At 73.1% G+C, this 19,154-nt stretch carries 17 protein-coding genes; 5 read left to right on the top strand and 12 right to left on the bottom strand.

The window, feature by feature from the left end; genetic code table 11:
* The first annotated feature begins 33 nt into the window (after positions 1-33).
* The 4 genes from iolC to ACIPXB_RS17215 are packed head-to-tail and all read left to right on the top strand — an operon-like array spanning position 34 to position 5,189.
* The gene (gene iolC / locus ACIPXB_RS17230) at positions 34-978 is read left to right on the top strand and encodes a 5-dehydro-2-deoxygluconokinase (RefSeq protein ID WP_401450777.1); all 945 of its coding nucleotides are present in this window, start codon (positions 34-36) and stop codon (positions 976-978) included.
* Positions 969-1,832, top strand: a complete 864-nt coding sequence (gene iolB, locus ACIPXB_RS17225; protein WP_401450265.1) for a 5-deoxy-glucuronate isomerase — start codon at positions 969-971, stop codon at positions 1,830-1,832. The genes iolC and iolB overlap by 10 nt, the downstream gene beginning before the upstream one ends.
* Positions 1,820-3,679 carry a 3D-(3,5/4)-trihydroxycyclohexane-1,2-dione acylhydrolase (decyclizing) gene (gene iolD, locus ACIPXB_RS17220; RefSeq protein WP_401450263.1) on the top strand — a complete coding sequence of 620 codons (1,860 nt, stop codon included), beginning with the start codon at positions 1,820-1,822 and terminating at the stop codon, positions 3,677-3,679. The genes iolB and iolD overlap by 13 nt, the downstream gene beginning before the upstream one ends.
* A 10-nt stretch (positions 3,680-3,689) precedes the next feature.
* A complete protein-coding gene (locus ACIPXB_RS17215) occupies positions 3,690-5,189 on the top strand; it encodes a CoA-acylating methylmalonate-semialdehyde dehydrogenase (RefSeq protein ID WP_401450261.1) in 1,500 nt (499 codons plus the stop codon).
* A 190-nt stretch (positions 5,190-5,379) separates the two neighbouring features.
* Here the strand turns inward: ACIPXB_RS17215 and ACIPXB_RS17210 are convergent, their stop codons facing one another.
* From ACIPXB_RS17210 to ACIPXB_RS17185, 6 genes are all read right to left on the bottom strand, one after another.
* The gene (locus ACIPXB_RS17210; RefSeq protein ID WP_401450259.1) at positions 5,380-6,426 is read right to left on the bottom strand and encodes a WxL protein peptidoglycan domain-containing protein; all 1,047 of its coding nucleotides are present in this window, start codon (positions 6,424-6,426) and stop codon (positions 5,380-5,382) included.
* Between the two features lie 380 nt (positions 6,427-6,806).
* On the bottom strand, positions 6,807-8,102 hold the full coding sequence (locus tag ACIPXB_RS17205; RefSeq protein WP_401450256.1) for a hypothetical protein: 1,296 nt from the start codon (positions 8,100-8,102) through the stop codon (positions 6,807-6,809).
* Positions 8,103-8,336: 234 nt separating this feature from the next.
* Positions 8,337-9,605 (bottom strand): S8 family serine peptidase, encoded by a 1,269-nt coding sequence (locus ACIPXB_RS17200; protein ID WP_401450253.1) that lies wholly within the window; start codon positions 9,603-9,605, stop codon positions 8,337-8,339.
* A gap of 154 nt (positions 9,606-9,759) precedes the next feature.
* Positions 9,760-9,912: a hypothetical protein gene (locus ACIPXB_RS17195; protein ID WP_401450250.1), complete on the bottom strand. Its 153-nt coding sequence runs from the start codon at positions 9,910-9,912 to the stop codon at positions 9,760-9,762.
* Between the two features lie 28 nt (positions 9,913-9,940).
* A complete protein-coding gene (locus ACIPXB_RS17190; protein ID WP_401450247.1) occupies positions 9,941-10,642 on the bottom strand; it encodes a 4'-phosphopantetheinyl transferase family protein in 702 nt (233 codons plus the stop codon).
* A gap of 115 nt (positions 10,643-10,757) precedes the next feature.
* A complete protein-coding gene (locus ACIPXB_RS17185; protein WP_401450246.1) occupies positions 10,758-11,252 on the bottom strand; it encodes a hypothetical protein in 495 nt (164 codons plus the stop codon).
* A gap of 328 nt (positions 11,253-11,580) precedes the next feature.
* Between ACIPXB_RS17185 and ACIPXB_RS17180 the strand changes: the two genes are divergently transcribed.
* Entirely contained in the window at positions 11,581-12,054 is a 474-nt protein-coding gene (locus ACIPXB_RS17180) for a phospholipase (RefSeq protein WP_401450243.1), read from the top strand.
* A 66-nt stretch (positions 12,055-12,120) separates the two neighbouring features.
* Here ACIPXB_RS17180 and ACIPXB_RS17175 read toward each other — a convergent pair whose 3' ends face one another.
* From ACIPXB_RS17175 to ACIPXB_RS17150, 6 genes are all read right to left on the bottom strand, one after another.
* Positions 12,121-12,657, bottom strand: a complete 537-nt coding sequence (locus ACIPXB_RS17175; protein ID WP_401450240.1) for a DUF4240 domain-containing protein — start codon at positions 12,655-12,657, stop codon at positions 12,121-12,123.
* A 59-nt stretch (positions 12,658-12,716) separates the two neighbouring features.
* Positions 12,717-15,260 (bottom strand): ATP-binding protein, encoded by a 2,544-nt coding sequence (locus ACIPXB_RS17170; RefSeq protein WP_401450238.1) that lies wholly within the window; start codon positions 15,258-15,260, stop codon positions 12,717-12,719.
* 54 nt (positions 15,261-15,314) lie between these two features.
* A complete protein-coding gene (locus ACIPXB_RS17165; RefSeq protein ID WP_401450235.1) occupies positions 15,315-16,022 on the bottom strand; it encodes a response regulator in 708 nt (235 codons plus the stop codon).
* 67 nt (positions 16,023-16,089) lie between these two features.
* Entirely contained in the window at positions 16,090-16,806 is a 717-nt protein-coding gene (locus ACIPXB_RS17160) for a potassium-transporting ATPase subunit C (RefSeq protein ID WP_401450233.1), read from the bottom strand.
* Positions 16,807-16,812: 6 nt separating this feature from the next.
* Entirely contained in the window at positions 16,813-18,924 is a 2,112-nt protein-coding gene (kdpB, locus tag ACIPXB_RS17155; protein WP_401450230.1) for a potassium-transporting ATPase subunit KdpB, read from the bottom strand.
* On the bottom strand, positions 18,921-19,154 hold a 234-nt coding region (locus ACIPXB_RS17150; RefSeq protein ID WP_401450228.1), incomplete at its 5' end, for a potassium-transporting ATPase subunit KdpA. The genes kdpB and ACIPXB_RS17150, both read right to left, overlap by 4 nt.

Here is a 19,154-nt window from a genome sequence, read left to right as displayed (position 1 = left end):
CTTGTGACCACCGACCCGTTCGATCTGATCACGATGGGCCGGATCGGGGTGGATCTCTACCCTCTCAGAACCGGGGTACCGCTCGCCGAGGCCGACACCTTCGGCAAGTTCCTCGGCGGCTCGGCCGCGAACGTGGCCGTCGCGGCGGCCCGGCTGGGGCGGCGTACCGCCGTGATCACCCGGACCGGGGCGGACCCGTTCGGCGCGTATCTGCGGTCGGAGCTGCGGGGATTCGGGGTGGACGACCGGTGGGTGGCGGAGGTCGCCGCGTACCCGACGCCGCTGGCGTTCTGCGAGATCTTCCCGCCCGACCGGTTCCCGCTGTACTTCTACCGCCTGCCGAAGGCGCCCGATCTGGAGATCCGGGCCGGGGACCTGGACCTGGACGCGGTGCGCGCGGCGCGCGTGTTCTGGATGACCGGGACGGGACTGAGCGCGGAGCCCTCGCGGGAGGCGACGTTCGCGGCGCTGTCGGCGCGGGCCGAAGCCGCAGACCGCGCCGCCGGCCGCGCCGGCGGCCTGACCGTCTTCGACCTGGACTGGCGTCCGATGCTGTGGGACGAGAAGCCGCAGCCGTACTACGAGCGGGCGCTTGCCCTGGCGGGCGTCGCCGTCGGCAACGCCGAGGAGTGCGAGATCGCCACCGGCTGCCGCGACCCGCGGGAGGCGGCGCGCGCCCTGCTGGCGGCCGGACCGGCGCTGGCCGTGGTCAAACTCGGCCCGGAGGGGGTCCTGGCCGTCCACCGGGACGGCACGCAGGCGCAGGTGCCGCCGGTGCCGGTCGAGGTGGTCAACGGTCTCGGGGCCGGCGACGCCTTCGGGGGTGCCCTCTGCCACGGCCTGCTGGCAGGCTGGGAACTGCCCCGCGTCCTGCGGTACGCGAACGCGGCGGGCGCGATCGTCGCCTCCCGGCTGGCGTGCTCGACGGCGATGCCGCGCCCCGACGAGGTGGAGGAGGTGCTCGCGTCGTGCCGCTGATCGCCGAACACGGGCTGGCACGGACCCGGCTGCGGGTGCTGGAGCTGGCGCCGGGGGAGACGTACGCGTACGCCACCGGCACGTACGAGTGGATCGTCCTGCCGCTGGCGGGCGCCTGCACGGTCGCCTGCACAGCCGCCTCCTCCCAGGAGCAGCGGACCGAGCGGTTCACCCTCCGTGGCCGCGACAGTGTGTTCCACCGGGCCACCGACTTCGCCTACCTGCCGCGGGACGCCGACGCCGAGGTCCGCTCGGACGGCGGCGGCCGGTTCGCCGTCGTCGGGGCCGCGTGCGGGCGGCGGCTGCCCGCCCGGTACGGGCCGGCGGCGGACGTCGGCATCGAGATGCGCGGGCGCGGCAGCTGTTCGCGGCAGGTCAACAACTTCGCCGCCGCCGACGCCTTCGAATGCGACCGGCTGATCGCCGTCGAAGTGCTCACCCCCGGCGGCAACTGGTCCTCGTACCCGCCGCACAAGCACGACGAGCACCATGTGGGCCAGGAGTCGGAGCTGGAGGAGATCTACTACTACGAGATCGCCCCGCACGGCGCCACGCCCGGCGTGGGATACCAGCGTGTCACGCCCTCCCCGGCGGGGAAGACCGACATCCTCACCGAGGTGCGCAGCGGTGACGCCGTGCTCATCCCCGACGGCTGGCACGGTCCGGCCATCGCCGCGCCCGGCCACGACATGTACTACCTGAACGTGATGGCGGGCCCCGGCCCGGTCCGGGAGTGGCTCATCCGCGACCACCCCGACCACGGCTGGATCCGCGACACCTGGGCCGCGCAGGACCTCGACCCGCGGCTGCCCTTCTACCGGGCGCAGGAGGAGGAGCAGGCATGCGAAGGCTGACCGTGGCGCAGGCGCTCGTGGAGTTCCTGGCCCGCCAGTTCACCGAGCGCGACGGGCGGCGGCACCGGCTGATCGCCGCCACCTGGGGGATCTTCGGGCACGGCAACGTCGCGGGCATCGGGCAGGCCCTGCTGGAGACGGGCGCCAAGGAGATGCCGTTCCTCCAGGGCCGCAACGAGCAGGCCATGGTGCACGCCGCCGTCGGCTACGCCCGCCAGAGCGGACGGCTCTCCGCGCACGCCGTGACCACCTCCATCGGTCCGGGCGCCACCAACCTCGTCACCGGGGCGGCGCTGGCCACCGTCAACCGGCTGCCCGTCCTGCTGCTGCCGGGCGACGCGTTCGCCACCCGGCCCGCCGACCCCGTCCTGCAGCAGCTGGAGGTGCCCCACGCCGGGGACGTCTCCGTCAACGACACCCTGCGCCCCGTCTCCCGCTACTTCGACCGCGTCACCCGTCCCGAGGCCCTGATCCCCGCCGCGCTCCAGGCCATGCGGGTGCTCGCCGACCCCGTCGCCACCGGCGCCGTCACCCTCGCGCTGCCGCAGGACGTCCAGGCCGAGGCGTACGACTGGCCGGAGGAGTTCTTCGCCGACCGCGTCTGGCACGTCCGCCGGCCCCGCCCCGACGCCGCCGAGCTCGCCGCGGCCGCCACGGCCGTACGGGCCGCCGCCCGCCCGCTGATCATCGCCGGCGGCGGCATCCGGCACAGCGGGGCCGAGGCCGCGCTGGCCGCGTTCGCCGAGGCCACCGGGATCCCGGTGGCCGCCACCCAGGCCGGCAAGGGCGCCCTGCCGTACGACCACCCGGCCGACGTCGGCGGCATCGGCCACACCGGCACCGCGCCCGCCAACGGCCTGGCCCGCGGCGCCGACCTGGTGATCGCGGCCGGGACCCGGCTGACGGACTTCACCACCGCCTCGGGGACCCTCTTCCAGCACCCCGGCGTCCGTTTCGTCGGCCTCAACCTCGACCCGTACGACGCCCACAAGCTGGCCGCGCACCCACTGGTCGGCGACGCCCGCGAGACCCTGGACCTGCTGCGCGCCGAGCTCGCCGGGCACCACGGCGACAGCCGCCATGCCGAGGCCAAGGCCGCCTGGGAGCGGCGCGTGGACCGGGCGTACGCCACCCCCGACCCCGACGCCGTTCCCACCCAGGTCCAGGTCCTGGGCCTGCTCGACGAGATCGTCACCGCCGACGACGTGATCATCAACGCCGCCGGCTCGCTCCCCGGCGACCTGCACAAGCTGTGGCGGACCCGCGGACCCGGCCAGTACCACGTCGAATACGGCTACTCCTGCATGGGCTATGAGATCCCCGCCGCCCTCGGCGCCGCCCTCGCCGAGCCGGGCCGCCCGGTGTGGGCCCTGGTCGGCGACGGGACGTACCTGATGAACCCCACCGAGCTGGTCACCGCCGTCCAGGAGGGCGTCCCGGTCAAGGTGGTCATCCTCGACAACCACGGCTACGCCTCCATCGGCGGCCTGTCCGCCGCCACCGGCGGCGAGGGCTTCGGCACCGCGTACCGCTTCCGGGGCCCGGACGGGGCCTACGACGGCGACGCGCTCCCTGTGGACCTCGCGGCCAACGCGGCCTCCCTCGGGATGGCCGTCATCCGCGCCCACACCATCCGTGACCTGCGAGAAGCCCTCTCCCGGGCGCGGGCCGCGGACCGTCCCACATGTGTCTACACACAGACCCGAACGCCCGACACTGTGTCGGGCCCACCCCCTGCGACGGCGTGGTGGGATGTTCCTGTGGCCGAGACCGCGACCCGTGCGTCGGCGTCGGCGGCCCGCGAAGAGTACGCCCGGCACACCGCGCAGCGACGTCGCCATCTGTGAAGGAGCAAGCATGAAGACCGTCAACCACTGGATCGGTGGCAAGACCGTCGAGGGCGCGTCGGGCAACTACGGCCCGGTCACCGACCCGGCCACCGGCGAGGTCACCACCCAGGTCGCGCTCGCCTCCGCCGAGGAGGTCGACGCGGCGGTACAGGTCGCCCGGGACGCGTTCCTCTCCTGGGGCCAGTCCTCGCTGGCCGCCCGCACCAAGGTGCTCTTCGCCTACCGCGCCCTGCTGGACGCCCACCGCGACGAGATCGCCGAGCTGATCACCGCCGAGCACGGCAAGGTGCACTCCGACGCTCTCGGCGAGGTCGCGCGCGGCCTGGAGATCGTCGAGCTGGCCTGCGGGATCACCACCCAGCTCAAGGGCGAGCTGTCCACGTCCGTCTCCCACCGCGTGGACGTGTCCGCCATCCGCCAGCCGCTCGGCGTGGTCGCGGGCATCACCCCGTTCAACTTCCCGGCGATGGTCCCGATGTGGATGTTCCCCCTCGCCATCGCCTGCGGCAACACCTTCATCCTCAAGCCGAGCGAGAAGGACCCCTCCGCCTCCCTGAAGCTGGCCGAGCTGGCGAAGGAGGCCGGTCTGCCCGACGGCGTGCTGAACGTCGTCCACGGCGACAAGGTGGCGGTCGACGCCCTCCTGGCCCACCCGGGCATCGCGGCGGTCTCCTTCGTCGGCTCCACCCCCATCGCCCGCCACATCCACACCACCGCCTCCGCCAACGGCAAGCGCGTCCAGGCGCTGGGCGGCGCCAAGAACCACATGCTGGTGCTGCCGGACGCCGACCTCGACGCCGCCGCCGACGCCGCCGTCTCCGCCGCGTACGGCTCGGCCGGCGAGCGCTGCATGGCGATCTCTGCCGTCGTCGCGGTCGGCTCGATCGGCGACGAACTGGTGGAGAAGATCCGCGAGCGCGCCGAGAAGATCAAGATCGGCCCCGGCAACGACCCCACCTCCGAGATGGGCCCGCTGATCACCGCCGCCCACCGCGACAAGGTCGCCTCGTACGTCAAGGGCGCCGCCGACCAGGGCGCGGACGTGGTCCTGGACGGTACGGGCTACACCGTCGACGGCTTCGAGAACGGCCACTGGATCGGCCTGTCCCTCCTGGACCGCGTCAAGACCGACTCCGACGCCTACCGCGACGAGATCTTCGGCCCGGTGCTGTGCGTGCTGCGCGCCGACACCTACGAGGAGGGCGTGGCCCTCATCAACGCCTCGCCGTTCGGCAACGGAACCGCGATCTTCACCCGCGACGGCGGCGCCGCCCGCCGCTTCCAGCTGGAGATCGAGGCCGGCATGGTCGGCGTCAACGTCCCGATCCCGGTCCCGGTGGGCTACCACTCCTTCGGCGGCTGGAAGGACTCGCTCTTCGGCGACCACCACATCTACGGCAACGACGGCATCCACTTCTACACCCGCGGCAAGGTCGTCACGACCCGCTGGCCGGACCCGTCCGAGGCCCCGGCCGGCGTGGACCTGGGCTTCCCCCGCAACCACTGACCCGGCCCGCCGCCGCCCCGAGCGGCGGCACCCCGGCCCCTCCCACGGCCCGCCCCCGGGCCGCGGGCGGACCGGCGCGCCCCCCGCACCCTCACCGCGGGGGGCGCGCCCGTGTCAGCGGGTGCTAGCCGTGCCGGCGGGTGCTAGCCGTGCCAGCGGGTGCTGGCCGTGTCAGCGGGTGCCGGCTGTGTCAGCGGGTGCCGGCCAGGTCCCGGGCGCCGGCGGCCGGTTCCGCCTCCCGCGGCGCGCGCCGGCGGCGCCGTACGATCCGCACGCCCACGGCCCCGCCCGCCAGGACCAGCAGCGCGCCCACGGCCGGCCACGGGACGGCGACGAAGTCCCGCTCCGCCCGGGAGACCACCTCCGGGTACGCCGTGGCCGTCGCCGTCAGCCGTACGGTCACCCAGTCCGACTGCGGCGCGTCGGGCCACGGCTCGGTCAGCCGTACCCGCTGGCCCGGCAGCAGGACCAGCTTCGTCTCGCGCGCCGGACGGTCCAGCACCTGACGGCCGAACAGCCCGCGCGCGTCCACCGCCACCTTCGGCTCGACCACCACGTTGCCCCGGTTGACCAGCGTGTACGAGATCGTCGCGGACGCGTCCCGCAGCCACGGCAGCAGCGGCGCGCGCCGGTTCACCTTCACCTCCTCCACGCTCACCGCGGGCGTCAGCGGCCCCGGTACCCGGAAGTACAGCCGCGCGCCGACCTGGCGCCGTACCCCGACCTGGACCTTTCCCTCCTGCTGGACGCCCTCCACCTCGGTGCCCAGCGCGACGATCCCCCCGACGTGGTCACCGGGGGCCGCGTCCTCGGGCACCTTCACGGTGAACGGCACGTCCTTGCGCCCCTTGGGCGGGACCTTCACGACCTGCGCGGTCTCCGGCGGCAACTGGATCCACGTACCGACGTCCCTGGGCTTCTGGTCCACCGGCAGCAGGGCGAACGCCCCGCCCGCCGGCGTGTTCACGGCGTCGGTGGCGAAGACCCGGAACGTCAGCTCCCGGTCGGAGGAGTTCAGGAGGGTGACGCTGTCGGCGACGGCGGTCCCGGCCGCGCCCTGGTGGAAGAAGTACGCGCGGTCGGTCATGGCGGCCCCCGCCGGAGGCGTCGGGAACACCCCCCAGGTCCCGTTGTCGGCGGCGGCCGCGCTGCCGGCGGGCAGCAGCCCCGCGCCGGCCAGGGCCAGCAGGCCGAGCAGAACGGACAGCGGGCCGTACAGTCGCGTGCGCGTGCGCATGGGCGGGTCTCCAGGGAAGGCGGGAGGGGTGGGGGGGGGGGGGGGGCCGGCCCCCCCCCCCCCCCCCCCCCCCCCCCCCCCCCCCCCCCCCCCCCCCCCCCCCCCCCCCCCCCCCCCCCCCCCCCCCCCCCCCCCCCCCCCCGCCGNNNNGGGGGGCGGGCCCCGGGGGGCCCCGGGGGGGGCGGGGGGGGGGTTGGGGGGGGGGGGGGGGGGGGGGGGGGGGGCGGGGGGGGGGGGGGGGGGGGGGGGGGGGGCCCCGGGCCCCCCCCCCCCCACCCCGGGGACCGGCGGAACCGGGACCGGCCGGAACCGGGACAGGCTCCGGCAGAACCGGAACCGGACCGGCCGGAACCGGGACCGGCTCCGGCCGGGTCGGTCGGTCAGGCGATCGAGAAGGTGACGACCGACTGGTACGTGTCGGCGAACATGAACGGCGGGAGCTGGATCATCCCCGCGCCGCCGATCGCGAACTCGCCGCCCGTCAGCTGGTCCCCGCCGGCCGCCTGGGAGGCGATCTTCATCGGGGTGTCCGTGATCGCACCGGGCGCACCGGCGGTGCAGGTGCTCGGGCTGTCCGCGTTGGTGACCGTGCAGGCCGGCTGGATGCCGATCTGCGCCGTGGTCATCGCGTGCCCGGTGGTCTCGTTCAGGAACGGGGTACGGGTCGCCGTCACGTCCCAGCCGAGCGAGCCGCCGCGGAAGTCGTGCACGGCCATGGCGTTGAACTGCCCGACGACCGACTGCGGCTTGCCGTTGATGGTGACCTTGCCGAAGTCCACCGGAGGGTTGCCGGCCTGCGGGCCGATCCCGAGCGGGCCGGGGAGGACCTCGACGTCGACCGGGTTCTTCACGCCCGGCACGTCCTCGACGAAGACGAAGGCGCGGCCGGCGCCGGCCGATCCGTTGATCTTGATCTCGTCGGCCTTCTTGGTGACCGTGAGGGAGCAGTTGGCGGCGCCGGAGGCGTCGGCGCTGCCGGATCCGGTGTCACCGGTCGCCGCACCCGCCAGCAGCGCGGAGCAGGTGACGGGGCCGGCCGGGAAGTTGGCGCCGGTGGCGACGACGGCGGTGCCCGCCTTGCCGCTGTTGGGCGTCACCTTCGTGGTGACCGGGTCCTTGGGCAGGGCCTCGACCGCCACCGAGCCGATCGAGGCGCTGGGCCGCGGAGAGGGGGTGCACGTCGTGGTGTAGACGGCTCCGCCGATGTCCGCGTCGGTGATGAACTGGTCGAGCGCCACCTGCACCGTGGTGCCCTCGGTGCCGTCCGGGATCGTGATGGTGCCGCTGAACGCGGGCGGATCGGCCTTGACGCCGCCCTCCTGGTGGCTGGGTATCGCCGCGCTCGTGACGGTCTGGGCGGCGCCGCCGACCAGCAGCTTGGCCTTCATGACGTTGACGCTGTCGATGGTCAGGATCGGCACGATCGGCGACAGACCGGGGTCGATCGTGATCGGTACCGTGTCACCGGCCTTGGCGCCGTCCGGCAGCGTGACCGTGAAGTCCTGGCTGCCCTCCGCGTCCGGCTGGGGAGCGGGGGCATCGCACTTCACGTAGACCGGAGTGGTCCTGGTCGCCGCCTGCGCCGTCCCCGCCAGGCCCACCACGCCACCCGTCAGGGCCAGGGAGAGGGCTCCCGCCCCGGCCAGCACTCTTCGTCGGAACGTTCTGGTACTCACTGGGTCGCGACTCCTTCGTCATGACGAATCCCCTCCCCCCACCCGTGTGTGCGGGGACGGCCGAGCCGGTGCGGTGGCGGCCATTGACGCGTCGCCGTGATGAGAAGTCAATGACTTCCTTTCGCCCGAAGCACACAGAAATTGATGTCCCATCAGGCCGGGGCGGTTACAGGGGTGTATCCCCATGAATACCGACCGGTCGGTGAACCCGGGCGCCGCGCCCGAGCGGGGTGGCTACGGGGTTGCCGGGGCCGGGGCCGGAGTCGGAGTCGGAGTCGGGGCCGGAGTCGGGTCCGTGGCCGGGAGCGGGGCCGGGGCCGGAGCCGGGTGGTGGAGGAGGAGGTTGCGGGTGTTCGCCGGGACGCCGGTCAGCGCGTCCGGCAGGGCGTCACGCAGCAGCCCCCCGCTCACCTGGGCCGGCGTGGCGCCCGGGTGCGCGGCCAGCAGCAGGGCCGCCACGCCCGCCACGTGCGGGGCGGCCATCGAGGTCCCGGACATCGACCGGACCGCGCTCGGCAGCCCCATCCACGCCGAGGTGACCCGGCTCCCCGGGGCGAAGAGGTCCACGCACGGCCCGTGGTTGGAGTACGCGGCCCGCCGGTCCTCGCGGTCGCTCGCGCCCACCGTGACCACCTCCGCGACCCGCCCCGGCGAGGACCCGCACGCGTCGGTACCGGCGTTCCCGGCGGCCGCCGTCACGGTGAAACCGGCCCGGATCGCCCGCTGCACCGCGCTGTCCATGCTCTGGCTGCGGTCGCCGCCCAGGCTCATGTTGGCCACCGCCGGCAGCGCGCGGCGGGCGGTCGCGTCGTCGACCATCCAGTCCAGGCCCCGCAGGATCGACGAAAGGCGCGCCGAACCACGGCAGTCGGCCACCTTCACGCCGACCAGCTGTACCCCCTTGGCCACGCCGTACGTCGCGCCGCCGACGCTTCCCGCGACGTGCGTGCCGTGCCCGTTGCAGTCGTCCGGGCCCTCCAGGAACACGGCGTTCGCGCCCGCCCGGGCCCGGCCGCCGAACTCCCGGTGGTAGGTGTTGATCCCGGTGTCCACGACGTACACGGTGACGCCCGTGCCCGTCTGCCCGTACGTGTAGGCCGAGTCGAGCGGGAGCCCCCGCTGGTCCAGCCGGTCCAGCGGCCAGGGCGCGGTCGGCTGGGTGTCGCTGATCCGGTACTCGGTGTCCGGCTCGACGTACGCCACCCGTGGATCGGCGGCGAGTTCGGCGGCCCGGGCGGCAGTGGTGCGGACCGCGAAGCCGTCGAGCACGGTCCGGTAGACGTGCCCGACGTCGTCGCCCGCCTCGGCGGCCTCGGTCGCGAGCGCCCGGGTGAGGGCGCGCGGGGCGACGGTCTCCTTGAGCACGACGACGTACGGCGCGGTGTCCTTCCCGGCCGCCGGCCGGCCGTCGTCCGGACGGCCGGGGGACAGGCCCGGGGCGGTGCCCAGGGCGGCCGTCGCCAGCAGGGCGGCAGCGGGGAGCAGTGCGGTGAGTGAGGTCATGCCGAGATGCTCGGCGAGCGTCCGTCCGGGCGCGCGGAGGGTGCGCCGAGTGGCCGCACGACACGCGGCCGGGGGGTGGTTTCCCGAGGAGCCGCCCCGGCCCCGATCCACCCCGGTCGGAGGCCCCGAACGGCGGCGATCGGCCGTGCCCGGCCTACGGTGCCAGGGGCCAGCCCCGCATCGTGAACTCGCCCTCGTCCTGTGCCCCGGCCGCCGCGTACGTGGCCAGCGCCGCCTCGTTGCCCGTGTCGACGCCCACCCATGCCGCCGCGAGTTCGGCGGGTGTGCGCGCGGGGCGGACGTCCATGGCGGCCGGCGTAGGCCGCGCGGGGCCCTCAGGCGTCGCGAACCGCCAGAGCCGCCGCGTAGCCCGCCGGGGCGGGCAGGTCCGACAGGGTCCAGCCGGTGACCGGCGCCGGGTCGGGCGCGGAGCCGACGTACGGATCGGCCAGCCCCAGGGCGAGGCCCGTGCCGGTGCCCTTGAGGTAGGCCTCCTTGCGGGACCACAGGCGGGCCAGGGCGGCAGGCCTGTCGGCGTCGGACAGCGCCCGCAGTTCGGCGCTCTCGTCCGGGTGCAGGCTGGTCAGGACGTCCGCGACGGCGTCCGGGCCCGGTACGGCCTCCACGTCGACCCCGACCGGCACCCGGGCGAAGGCGAGGTAGGCGAGGTCCCCGCTGTGCGAGAGCGAGAAGTGGGCCGCGCCGCCGACGACGGCGGGGCGGCCGTGCGGCTCGCCGCAGCACGGGCAGTCCTCGCGGGTCAGTTCCACCCGCTCGGGGGCCAGGCCCAGGAAACCGCCGAGCAGCAGTCGCAGGCCCAGGTGCGAGGCCAGGTAACGGTGCCGGTCACCGACGCGCAGCAGCTTCCCGGCCCGGGTGCGTTCGGCGCCGTCCAGCAGCGGCAGGGCGTCGGCGACCGGGTGCCCGCCGACGACGTCGAGCGTGGTGTCCAGCGACCACACGGACACGGCCCGGCCGGCGGGGAGCGCACCGGATCGCGGGGCAGCGGCGCCGAGTTGGTTCACGTACTCGATCATCCGACGAGCGTAGTGGAGCCGGTCCGCAACGGGCCCGCGGGGCCCAGGTGCCCCATGGGGCCCACGTGCCCCACGTGCCCCACGTGCCCCAAGACCGCCGGGACACCGACAGACCCTAGCCCCGGAACTTCGCGCCGGGCGGTGCGTCGGGGGACGCGTCGCCGTTCGTCCACGCGTAGACCCGCCGGCCCTTGACGACCACCTGGTACTGCAGGGCGTCCCGGCACTCCGCCCGCCCGTCGTGCCGGGCGTCGGACGGCCACCACTTCGCGGCGAGCTCCGGCGCCCCGACCGGCTTGGGCCGCGCGGCGCAGTGCGGCGCCTCCAGCGGGGTCCTGCCGAGCGTGAAGCGGATCAGCTTGCCCTCGCCGCTCGTACGGACCTTCACCTTCACGTTCTTGGCGTCCTCGGGTATCCACTCCGGCAGCGCGAACGCCCCGTCGCCGCGGCCGTGCGCGTCGGCAGCGGAGGCGAAGGACCGCTCCTTCTCCTGGAACAGGCGGTCGTGGACGGTCTGCGTCAGTGCGTTCGGCGGCAGGTTGGGCAGGGCGAACCCGGCGGTCGCGAGGACCCCGACGGTGGCGGCTGCGATGACGAAAGGACGCTTCATGTCTCCCAGAGTGACCCGCGGGCCCCCTCCGGCGCATCGCTCCACGGAGCCAACCCGAACTCTGCCTCAAGTAGCACACGGATCCCCCTACAGGTGGACGCCGGCCGGCCGCCCCCGTCCGGCCCCGGCAGCGTCCGGCCTCGCGCCCGGATCCATCAGTGACCCATCAACAGCCCATACCCCTGCATGAGTTGACGGCTCGTAGCCATCGAGCCGAGGGGTCACGCAGCCGTAACCGATGCTTTAGCCGGGCCATACAACTGCGCTGTCGATCCGCGATATCCCTTCCTCCGACGGTGAGCACTCACCCGACACGAGGAGGAACTCGATGCGTCGCCATCTGGCCCCCGCACTGACGGCCGCCGCCATGGCCGGTGTCCTCGCCCTCGCCACCCCGGCGTCGGCGGTCCCCGCGGACAAACCGACGGTGCTGAGCAGCTGGACGCAGACCAGCTCCGCCAGCTTCAACGCCTGGGCCGCCGCGCGGGGGAACCAGGCCCGCTGGGCCGCCTACCACTTCAACTGGAGCACCGACTACTGCTCCAGCTCCCCGGACAACCCGTTCGGGTTCCCCTTCCAGACCTCCTGCGCCCGCCACGACTTCGGCTACCGCAACTACAAGGCGGCGGGCACCTTCAGCGCCCACAAGAACCGCCTCGACGACGCCTTCTACGCCGACCTCAAGCGGATCTGCGCGCAGTACTCGGGCGCGAAGAAGAGCTCCTGCGACGCCACCGCCTGGACCTACTACCAGGCCGTGCGCGTCCTCGGCGTCTCCCCGGAGAACGCCCCGGCCGGCTGACGGCCGGCGGCCCCCGCCGCGGCTGTCCCTGCTGCCCCGCCCGCCCGCCTCCCCCTCGCGCCCGCCTCAGCCGTGCGCGAGCGCGGCCAGGCGGGGCAGTCGCCGCGCCATCTCCCGCTCGTCGTCGAAGTCGAAGCCCCAGTCGGGGTCGAGCGCCGGATAGCTGATGCCGAACGCCCCGTCGGGTATCTGCTGCCCCGTCGCCGACCGGTACGCCGCCCAGGCGATCCCCAGGGTGTCCTCGCACTCCAGTTCGCCGCCCCCGGCAAGGCTCTCCACCACGCCCGCGAGCCCGGCCAGCGAATCCGGATCGGCCACGGCCCGCTCGAAGACCTCCCGCCCCTGGGTGATCAGCCAGCCCCGGAAGTAGTCGAAGCCGTCGTCCGAACAGCCGCCGTTGACCAGGTGGGCGGCGGCCCACAGCGGGTGGGTGTAGGAGACGGCCAGCAGGTCCCACAGCACCTGCTGGGCCCCGAGTATCTCCGGCACCGTCCGCCCCGCGAGCAGCGCGCTCGCGCGCTCGGCGATCTCCTCCCCGCCGGCCCCGCCCCCGGCCTCGGCGCGGGCGTCCTCGATCAGCTGCCAGAACTGCTGCGTGTCCATACGCCAGATGGTGGCAGTGGGGTCTGACAGTGCCGCCGAGGACGGCGGCGCCGCCGCGCTCACGTGACCGCCGACGTCGGCAGTTCCGGCGTCACCGGAGCGGCGCCGCCCGCCGTCGGCAGGGTGAGGACCATGGTGAGGCCGCCACCGGGGGTGTCCTCGGCGGTGAGGGTGCCGCCGATGGCCTCGGTGAACCCGCGGGCGACCGCGAGGCCGAGGCCGACGCCCGCGCCGCGCGGGGCGTCGCCGTACCGCTGGAACGGTTCGAATATGCGCCCCTTGGCCTCGTCGGGGACGCCGGGCCCGCGGTCCACGACCCGCAGTTCCACCCGGTCGCGCAGAGCACTGGCCGACACGTGCACGCACTGGCCGTCGGGGCTGTACTTGACGGCGTTCTCCACGATGTTGGCCACCGCCCGCTCCAGCAGCCCCCGGTCCACGGCGACCATCGGCAGGGTCTCGGGAATGTCGAGGTCGACGCTGTCCTCGGGGACCCCGCCCAGGGCCATGGGCACGACCTCGTCGAGGTCGGTCTCGCGGATCAGCGGAACGACGGTGCCCGTGTTCAGCCGGGACATGTCGAGCAGGTTGCCGATCAGCGCGGCCAGCCGGTCGGCGCCCTCCTCGATGCCCTCCAGCAGGTCGGCGCGGTCGGTCTCGGACCACTCGACGTCGTCGGAGCGCAGCGAGGTCACCGACGCCTTGATCCCGGCGAGCGGGGTCCGCAGATCGTGGCTGACGGCCGCGAGGAGGGCGGTGCGGATCCGGTTGCCCTCGGCGAGCTCGCGGGCCTTCTCCGCCTCGTCCACCAGGCGCTGGCGGTCCAGGACCACCGCCGCCTGCGCGGCGAAGGCACCCAGCACGCGCCGGTCCTCGGCGGGCAGCACCCGCCCCGAGAGCGCGAGGGCCATGGTGTCGCCCATCGGCATGTCGACGTCCGCGTCCTCGGGCCGGCCCACGGGGTGCGGGCCCACGGACGCGGCCGTGCTCCAGGCGTCGACCTCGCTCGCCCGTTCCAGCAGCGCCACCGAGTCCATCGAGAACGTCTCGCGCAGCCGCTCCAGCAGGGCGTCCAGGGAGTTCTCGCCGCGCAGCACGCTGCCCGCGAGGAAGGAGAGGATCTCCGACTCGGCGCGCAGCCGGGCCGCCTGGTGGGTGCGGCGCGCCGCCAGGTCCACCACCGACGCCACCGAGACGGCCACGCCCACGAAGATGGCGAGGGCGACCATGTTGCGCGGATCGGAGATCGTCAGCTGGTACAGGGGCGGCGTGAAGAAGAAGTTGAGCACCAGCGAGCCGACCGCCGCCGACGCCAGCGCCGGCAGCAGCCCGCCCAGCAGGGCGGCGGCGACCGTCAGCGCCAGGAAGAGCAGCATGTCGTTTGCGAGCCCGAGGCCGGGCACCACCTGGCTGAGCAGCAGCGTCAGCAGCCCCGGCCCGACGACTCCGGTCAGCCAGCCCCAGATGATCCGCGACCGCCCCAGCCGCGCGCCCCGAGCGATCGGCAGCCCGCGCCCCTTCGCCACCGCGTCGTGGGTGACCATGTGGACGTCGAGGTCCGGGCCGGACTCCCGGGCCACGGTCGCGCTCACGCCGGGCCCGAAGGCGTACTGCCAGCTCTTGCGGCGGCTGACGCCGAGGACGATCTGGGTGGCGTTGACCCCGCGCGCGAACTCCAGCAGGGAGTGCGAGACGTCATCGCCTATGACGTGGTGGAAGGTGCCGCCGAGGTCCTCGACCAGGGTCCGCTGGACGGCCAGTTCCTTGGGCGAGGCGGAGGAGAGTCCGTCGCTCGCCGCGATGTAGACGGCCAGGACCTCGCCGCCGGCGCCCTTCTCCGCCAGGCGCGCGGCCCGGCGGATGAGGGTACGGCCCTCGGGGCCGCCGGTCAGGCCCACCACGATGCGTTCGCGGGCCTGCCAGGTGGTGCGGATGTTGTGCTCGCCCCGGTACTCCTGGAGGTACTCGTCGACCCGGTCGGCGACCCAGAGCAGGGCCAGCTCGCGCAGGGCCGTCAGGTTGCCGGGGCGGAAGTAGTTCGACAGGGCCGCGTCGACCTTGTCCGGCTTGTAGATGTTGCCGTGGGCCATCCGCCGACGCAGCGCCTGCGGCGACATGTCCACCAGCTCGATCTGGTCGGCACGCCGTACGACCTCGTCCGGCACCGTCTCGCGCTGACGCACCCCCGTGATCGTCTCGACCACGTCCCCCAGCGACTCCAGATGCTGGATGTTGACCGTGGACACCACGTCGATACCGGCCTGGAGCAGCTCCTCCACGTCCTGCCAGCGCTTGGTGTTGCGCGAGCCCGGCACATTCGTGTGCGCCAGCTCGTCCACCAGCGCGACGGCGGGACGCCGGGCGAGCAGGGCGTCCACGTCCATCTCGGTGAACGTGCCGCCCCGGTACTCGATCTCCCGGCGCCCCACGAGCTCCAGGCCGTGCAGCATCACCTCGGTGCGCGGCCTGCTGTGGTGCTCGACGAAGCCGACGACGCAGTCCGTGCCGCGCTCGACCCTGCGGTGCGCCTCGGAGAGCATGGCGTACGTCTTGCCGACGCCCGGTGCCGCGCCGAGGTAGATCCGGAGCTTTCCGCGTCCCATGCCGCCGGCTTCTCTTCCTTCGTGGGGGTTCGTGTGTGGGGGGAGCGGGGTCCGTCAGCCAGGGACGGCCGGGCCCGGTGAGAGCTCGAAGCGGTATCCCATGCCCGGCTCGGTGATCAGGTACCGCGGCCGGGACGGGTCGGGCTCCAGCTTGCGGCGCAGCTGGGCCATGTAGACCCGCAGGTAGTTGGTGTGTTCCGCGTACGTCGGACCCCAGACCTCCAGCAGCAGCCGGCGCTGGCTGACCAGGTGTCCGGGGGCGGCGGTCAGGATCTCCAGCAGATGCCACTCGGTCGGGGTCAGACGTACGGGGCGGTTGCCGCGCAGCACCTTCTTGGCGACCAGGTCGATGGTGAAATCGTCGGTCGTGATCAGGGGCGGGGCGTCGGAGCGGACCGGCTCCTCCTGGCGCCGGGTGGCGGCGCGCAGCCGGGCCAGCAGCTCGTCCATGCTGAACGGCTTGGTCACGTAGTCGTCCGCGCCGGCGTCCAGCGCCCTGATCTTCTCCTCGGAGGTGTGCCGGGCGGACAGGACCAGGATCGGTACCCGGCTCCAGCCGCGCACACTTTTGATCACATCGACGCCGTCCATGTCCGGCAGGCCGAGGTCGAGGAGGATGACGTCCGGCTTGCGGGCGACGATGCTGCGCAGGGCCGCCCCGCCGTCGGCGGCCTCCTCGACCTCGAACTTGCGCGCCTGCAGGTTGATCCTGAGCGCGCGCACGAGCTGATGGTCGTCTTCCACCACGAGCACCCGGGTCATGGGGTGTGCAGCCTTTCTTCGGTGCGGGGCACGACAGAGGGCGGCCTGGTGCGTAACAGCCCGGGGTTCACCCCTTGACCAGGTCCCTGAGAGCGGTGTTCAGCTTGAGGACGTTGACGCGGGGTTCGCCGATGAAGCCCAGCGTGCGGCTCTCGGTGCTGTCCTCGACGAGCTTCTCGACCTGCTTGACGTCGAGGCCGTTCTGCTCGGCGACCCGGTGGACCTGGAGCTCGGCGTACTCGGGGGAGATGTGCGGGTCGAGGCCGGAGCCGGAGGAGGTGACGGCGTCGGCCGGTACGTCCTCGGGCTTGACCTGGTAGGTCGCGGTGGAGTTGTCGGCGACGACCGCGTCCTTGGCGGCGATGACCTGGGCGCAGAGGGTGCCTTCCTCGGCGTCCTTGGTGCACTGGCCGTTCACGGCGCCGTTGTCACCGGAGCGGTTGGTGGCACCGGAGAGGATCAGGGAGTACTGGGTGTTGACGCTGTTGCTGCCCAGGCCGTTGGAGGGGCGCGGCTGGAACCACTTCAGGTCCGGCCGGGCTGCCTCCTCCGCGTCGTCCGGGTTCTGCTTGGGCAGGTTGTACGTCTGCCCGATCAGCTCGGAGCCGACGACCTGGCCGCTCTTGTCCTTGATCTCGGACCCGTTGGCCTTGTCGTTGAACAGGGCCTGGGCGATCCCGGTGACGGCGAGCGGGTAGAGGACCCCGCAGATCACGGTCAGAACGAGGAGGGCTCGCAGGCCCGCGCCGATCAGACGCAAGGTGCTGGATACGGAAGTGTTCACTGGCGATCAGCCGATTCCGGGGATGAGGGAGATGATCATGTCGATGAGCTTGATGCCGATGAACGGGGCGATCAGGCCGCCCAGTCCGTAGAGGCCGAGGTTGCGGCGCAGCATCTTGTCGGCGCTGGACGGCTTGTACTGGACGCCCTTGAGGGCGAGCGGTACGAGCGCGATGATGATCAGCGCGTTGAAGATGACGGCGGAGAGGATCGCGGACTCCGGCGAGGACAGCGCCATGATGTTGAGCTTGTCCAGGCCCGGGTACGCCACCGCGAACATCGCCGGGATGATCGCGAAGTACTTCGCGACGTCGTTGGCGATCGAGAAGGTGGTGAGCGCGCCCCGGGTGATGAGGAGCTGCTTGCCGATCTCGACGATCTCGATGAGCTTGGTGGGGTTGGAGTCCAGGTCCACCATGTTCCCGGCCTCCTTGGCGGCCGAGGTGCCGGTGTTCATGGCCACGCCCACGTCGGCCTGGGCCAGGGCGGGGGCGTCGTTGGTGCCGTCACCGGTCATCGCGACCAGCTTGCCGCCGGCCTGCTCCCGCTTGATGAGGGCCATCTTGTCCTCGGGGGTGGCCTCGGCGAGGAAGTCGTCGACGCCCGCCTCCTCGGCGATCGCCTTGGCGGTCAGCGGGTTGTCACCCGTGATCATGACCGTCTTGATGCCCATGCGGCGCAGCTCGTCGAACCGCTCCCGCATGCCCTCCTTGACGACGTCCTTGAGGTGGATGACACCCAGGACGCGCGCACCCTTGGCGTCCTCGACCGCGACCAGCAGCGGCGTGCCGCCGGCCTCGGAGATCTTGTTGGCGAGGAGGTCGGCGTCGTCGGAGACCTGGCCGCCCTGCTCCTCGACCCAGGTGATGACGGATCCGGCCGCGCCCTTGCGGATCTTCCTGCCGTCGACGTCCACGCCCGACATGCGGGTCTGGGCGGTGAAGGCGACCCAGGTGGCATGCTCGAGCTCGCCCTGGTGGCGTTCGCGCAGCCCGTACTTCTCCTTCGCCAGGACGACGATGGAACGGCCCTCGGGGGTCTCGTCGGCCAGGGAGGAGAGCTGGGCGGCGTTGGCGACCTCGGCCTCCGTGGTGCCCTTGACGGGGAGGAACTCGGCGGCCTGGCGGTTGCCGAGGGTGATGGTGCCGGTCTTGTCGAGCAGCAGCGTGGAGACGTCACCGGCGGCCTCGACGGCCCGGCCGGACATGGCCAGGACGTTGCGCTGGACCAGGCGGTCCATGCCGGCGATGCCGATCGCGGAGAGCAGCGCGCCGATCGTGGTCGGGATCAGGCAGACCAGCAGGGCCGCCAGGACGATGAGCGAGGTCTGGTCGTCGGCGCCCGCGTAGATCGCGAACGGCTTGAGGGTGACGACGGCCAGCAGGAAGACGATGGTGAGGGACGCCAGCAGGATGTTGAGGGCGATCTCGTTCGGGGTCTTCTGCCGGGCCGCGCCCTCGACCAGGCTGATCATCCGGTCGATGAAGGTCTCACCGGGCTTCGTCGTGATCTTGATGACGATCCGGTCGGAGAGGACCTTCGTACCGCCGGTGACCGCGCTGCGGTCGCCGCCGGACTCGCGGATCACCGGGGCGGACTCGCCGGTGATCGCGGACTCGTCCACGGAGGCGACACCCTCGACGACGTCACCGTCGCCGGGGATGATGTCGCCGGCCTCGCAGACCACCAGGTCACCGATCCTGAGGTCGGTGCCGGGGACCTGCTCCTCACCCTTGCCGTCCTTGGTCAGGCGGCGGGCGACGGAATCGGTCTTGGCCTTGCGCAGGGTGTCGGCCTGCGCCTTGCCGCGGCCCTCGGCGACGGCCTCGGCCAGGTTGGCGAAGATCGTGGTCAGCCACAGCCAGGCGGTGATCGCCCAGCCGAACCAGTCCGTCGGGTCCAGACAGGCCAGCACGGTCGTGACCACGGAGCCGACGAGGACCACGAACATGACCGGCGACTTGATCATGATGCGCGGGTCGAGCTTGCGGATCGCGTCGGGGAAGGACTTGATGAGCTGCTTGGGGTCGAAGAGCCCTCCGCCGACACGCCCGGCCGGGGGCTTGTGCCCGGTGGGCAGGTCGTCGTGCGGAGCACGGGTGGGGGTGATGGTGCTCATGAGGCGAGCCCTTCGGCAAGCGGGCCCAGCGCGAGGGCGGGGAAGTAGGTCAGACCGGTGACGATGAGGATGGTGCCGACGAGCAGGCCGGTGTAGAGCGGCTTGTCGGTGCGCAGCGTGCCCGCGGTCTCGGGAACGGGCTTCTGCTCGGCCAGCGAGCCGGCCAGCGCGAGGACGAACACCATGGGCAGGAAGCGGCCCAGCAGCATGGCGATGCCGATGGTGCTGTT

The organism is Streptomyces sp. NPDC090022 (assembly GCF_044748145.1).
Lineage (GTDB): Bacteria > Actinomycetota > Actinomycetes > Streptomycetales > Streptomycetaceae > Streptomyces.
Note: the sequence above shows the minus strand (reverse complement) of the source record. Positions and strands in the feature narration are given on the sequence as shown.

Coding starts and splice junctions, on each gene's coding strand:
- iolC (WP_401450777.1), top strand. CDS start 34: ATGGGCCGGATCGGGGTGGATCTCTACCCTCTCAGAACCGGGGTACCG.
- iolD (WP_401450263.1), top strand. CDS start 1,820: ATGCGAAGGCTGACCGTGGCGCAGGCGCTCGTGGAGTTCCTGGCCCGC.
- ACIPXB_RS17215 (WP_401450261.1), top strand. CDS start 3,690: ATGAAGACCGTCAACCACTGGATCGGTGGCAAGACCGTCGAGGGCGCG.
- ACIPXB_RS17210 (WP_401450259.1), bottom strand. CDS start 6,426: ATGCGCACGCGCACGCGACTGTACGGCCCGCTGTCCGTTCTGCTCGGC.
- ACIPXB_RS17200 (WP_401450253.1), bottom strand. CDS start 9,605: ATGACCTCACTCACCGCACTGCTCCCCGCTGCCGCCCTGCTGGCGACG.
- ACIPXB_RS17195 (WP_401450250.1), bottom strand. CDS start 9,912: ATGGACGTCCGCCCCGCGCGCACACCCGCCGAACTCGCGGCGGCATGG.
- ACIPXB_RS17190 (WP_401450247.1), bottom strand. CDS start 10,642: ATGATCGAGTACGTGAACCAACTCGGCGCCGCTGCCCCGCGATCCGGT.
- ACIPXB_RS17185 (WP_401450246.1), bottom strand. CDS start 11,252: ATGAAGCGTCCTTTCGTCATCGCAGCCGCCACCGTCGGGGTCCTCGCG.
- ACIPXB_RS17180 (WP_401450243.1), top strand. CDS start 11,581: ATGCGTCGCCATCTGGCCCCCGCACTGACGGCCGCCGCCATGGCCGGT.
- ACIPXB_RS17175 (WP_401450240.1), bottom strand. CDS start 12,657: ATGGACACGCAGCAGTTCTGGCAGCTGATCGAGGACGCCCGCGCCGAG.
- ACIPXB_RS17170 (WP_401450238.1), bottom strand. CDS start 15,260: ATGGGACGCGGAAAGCTCCGGATCTACCTCGGCGCGGCACCGGGCGTC.
- ACIPXB_RS17165 (WP_401450235.1), bottom strand. CDS start 16,022: ATGACCCGGGTGCTCGTGGTGGAAGACGACCATCAGCTCGTGCGCGCG.
- kdpB (WP_401450230.1), bottom strand. CDS start 18,924: ATGAGCACCATCACCCCCACCCGTGCTCCGCACGACGACCTGCCCACC.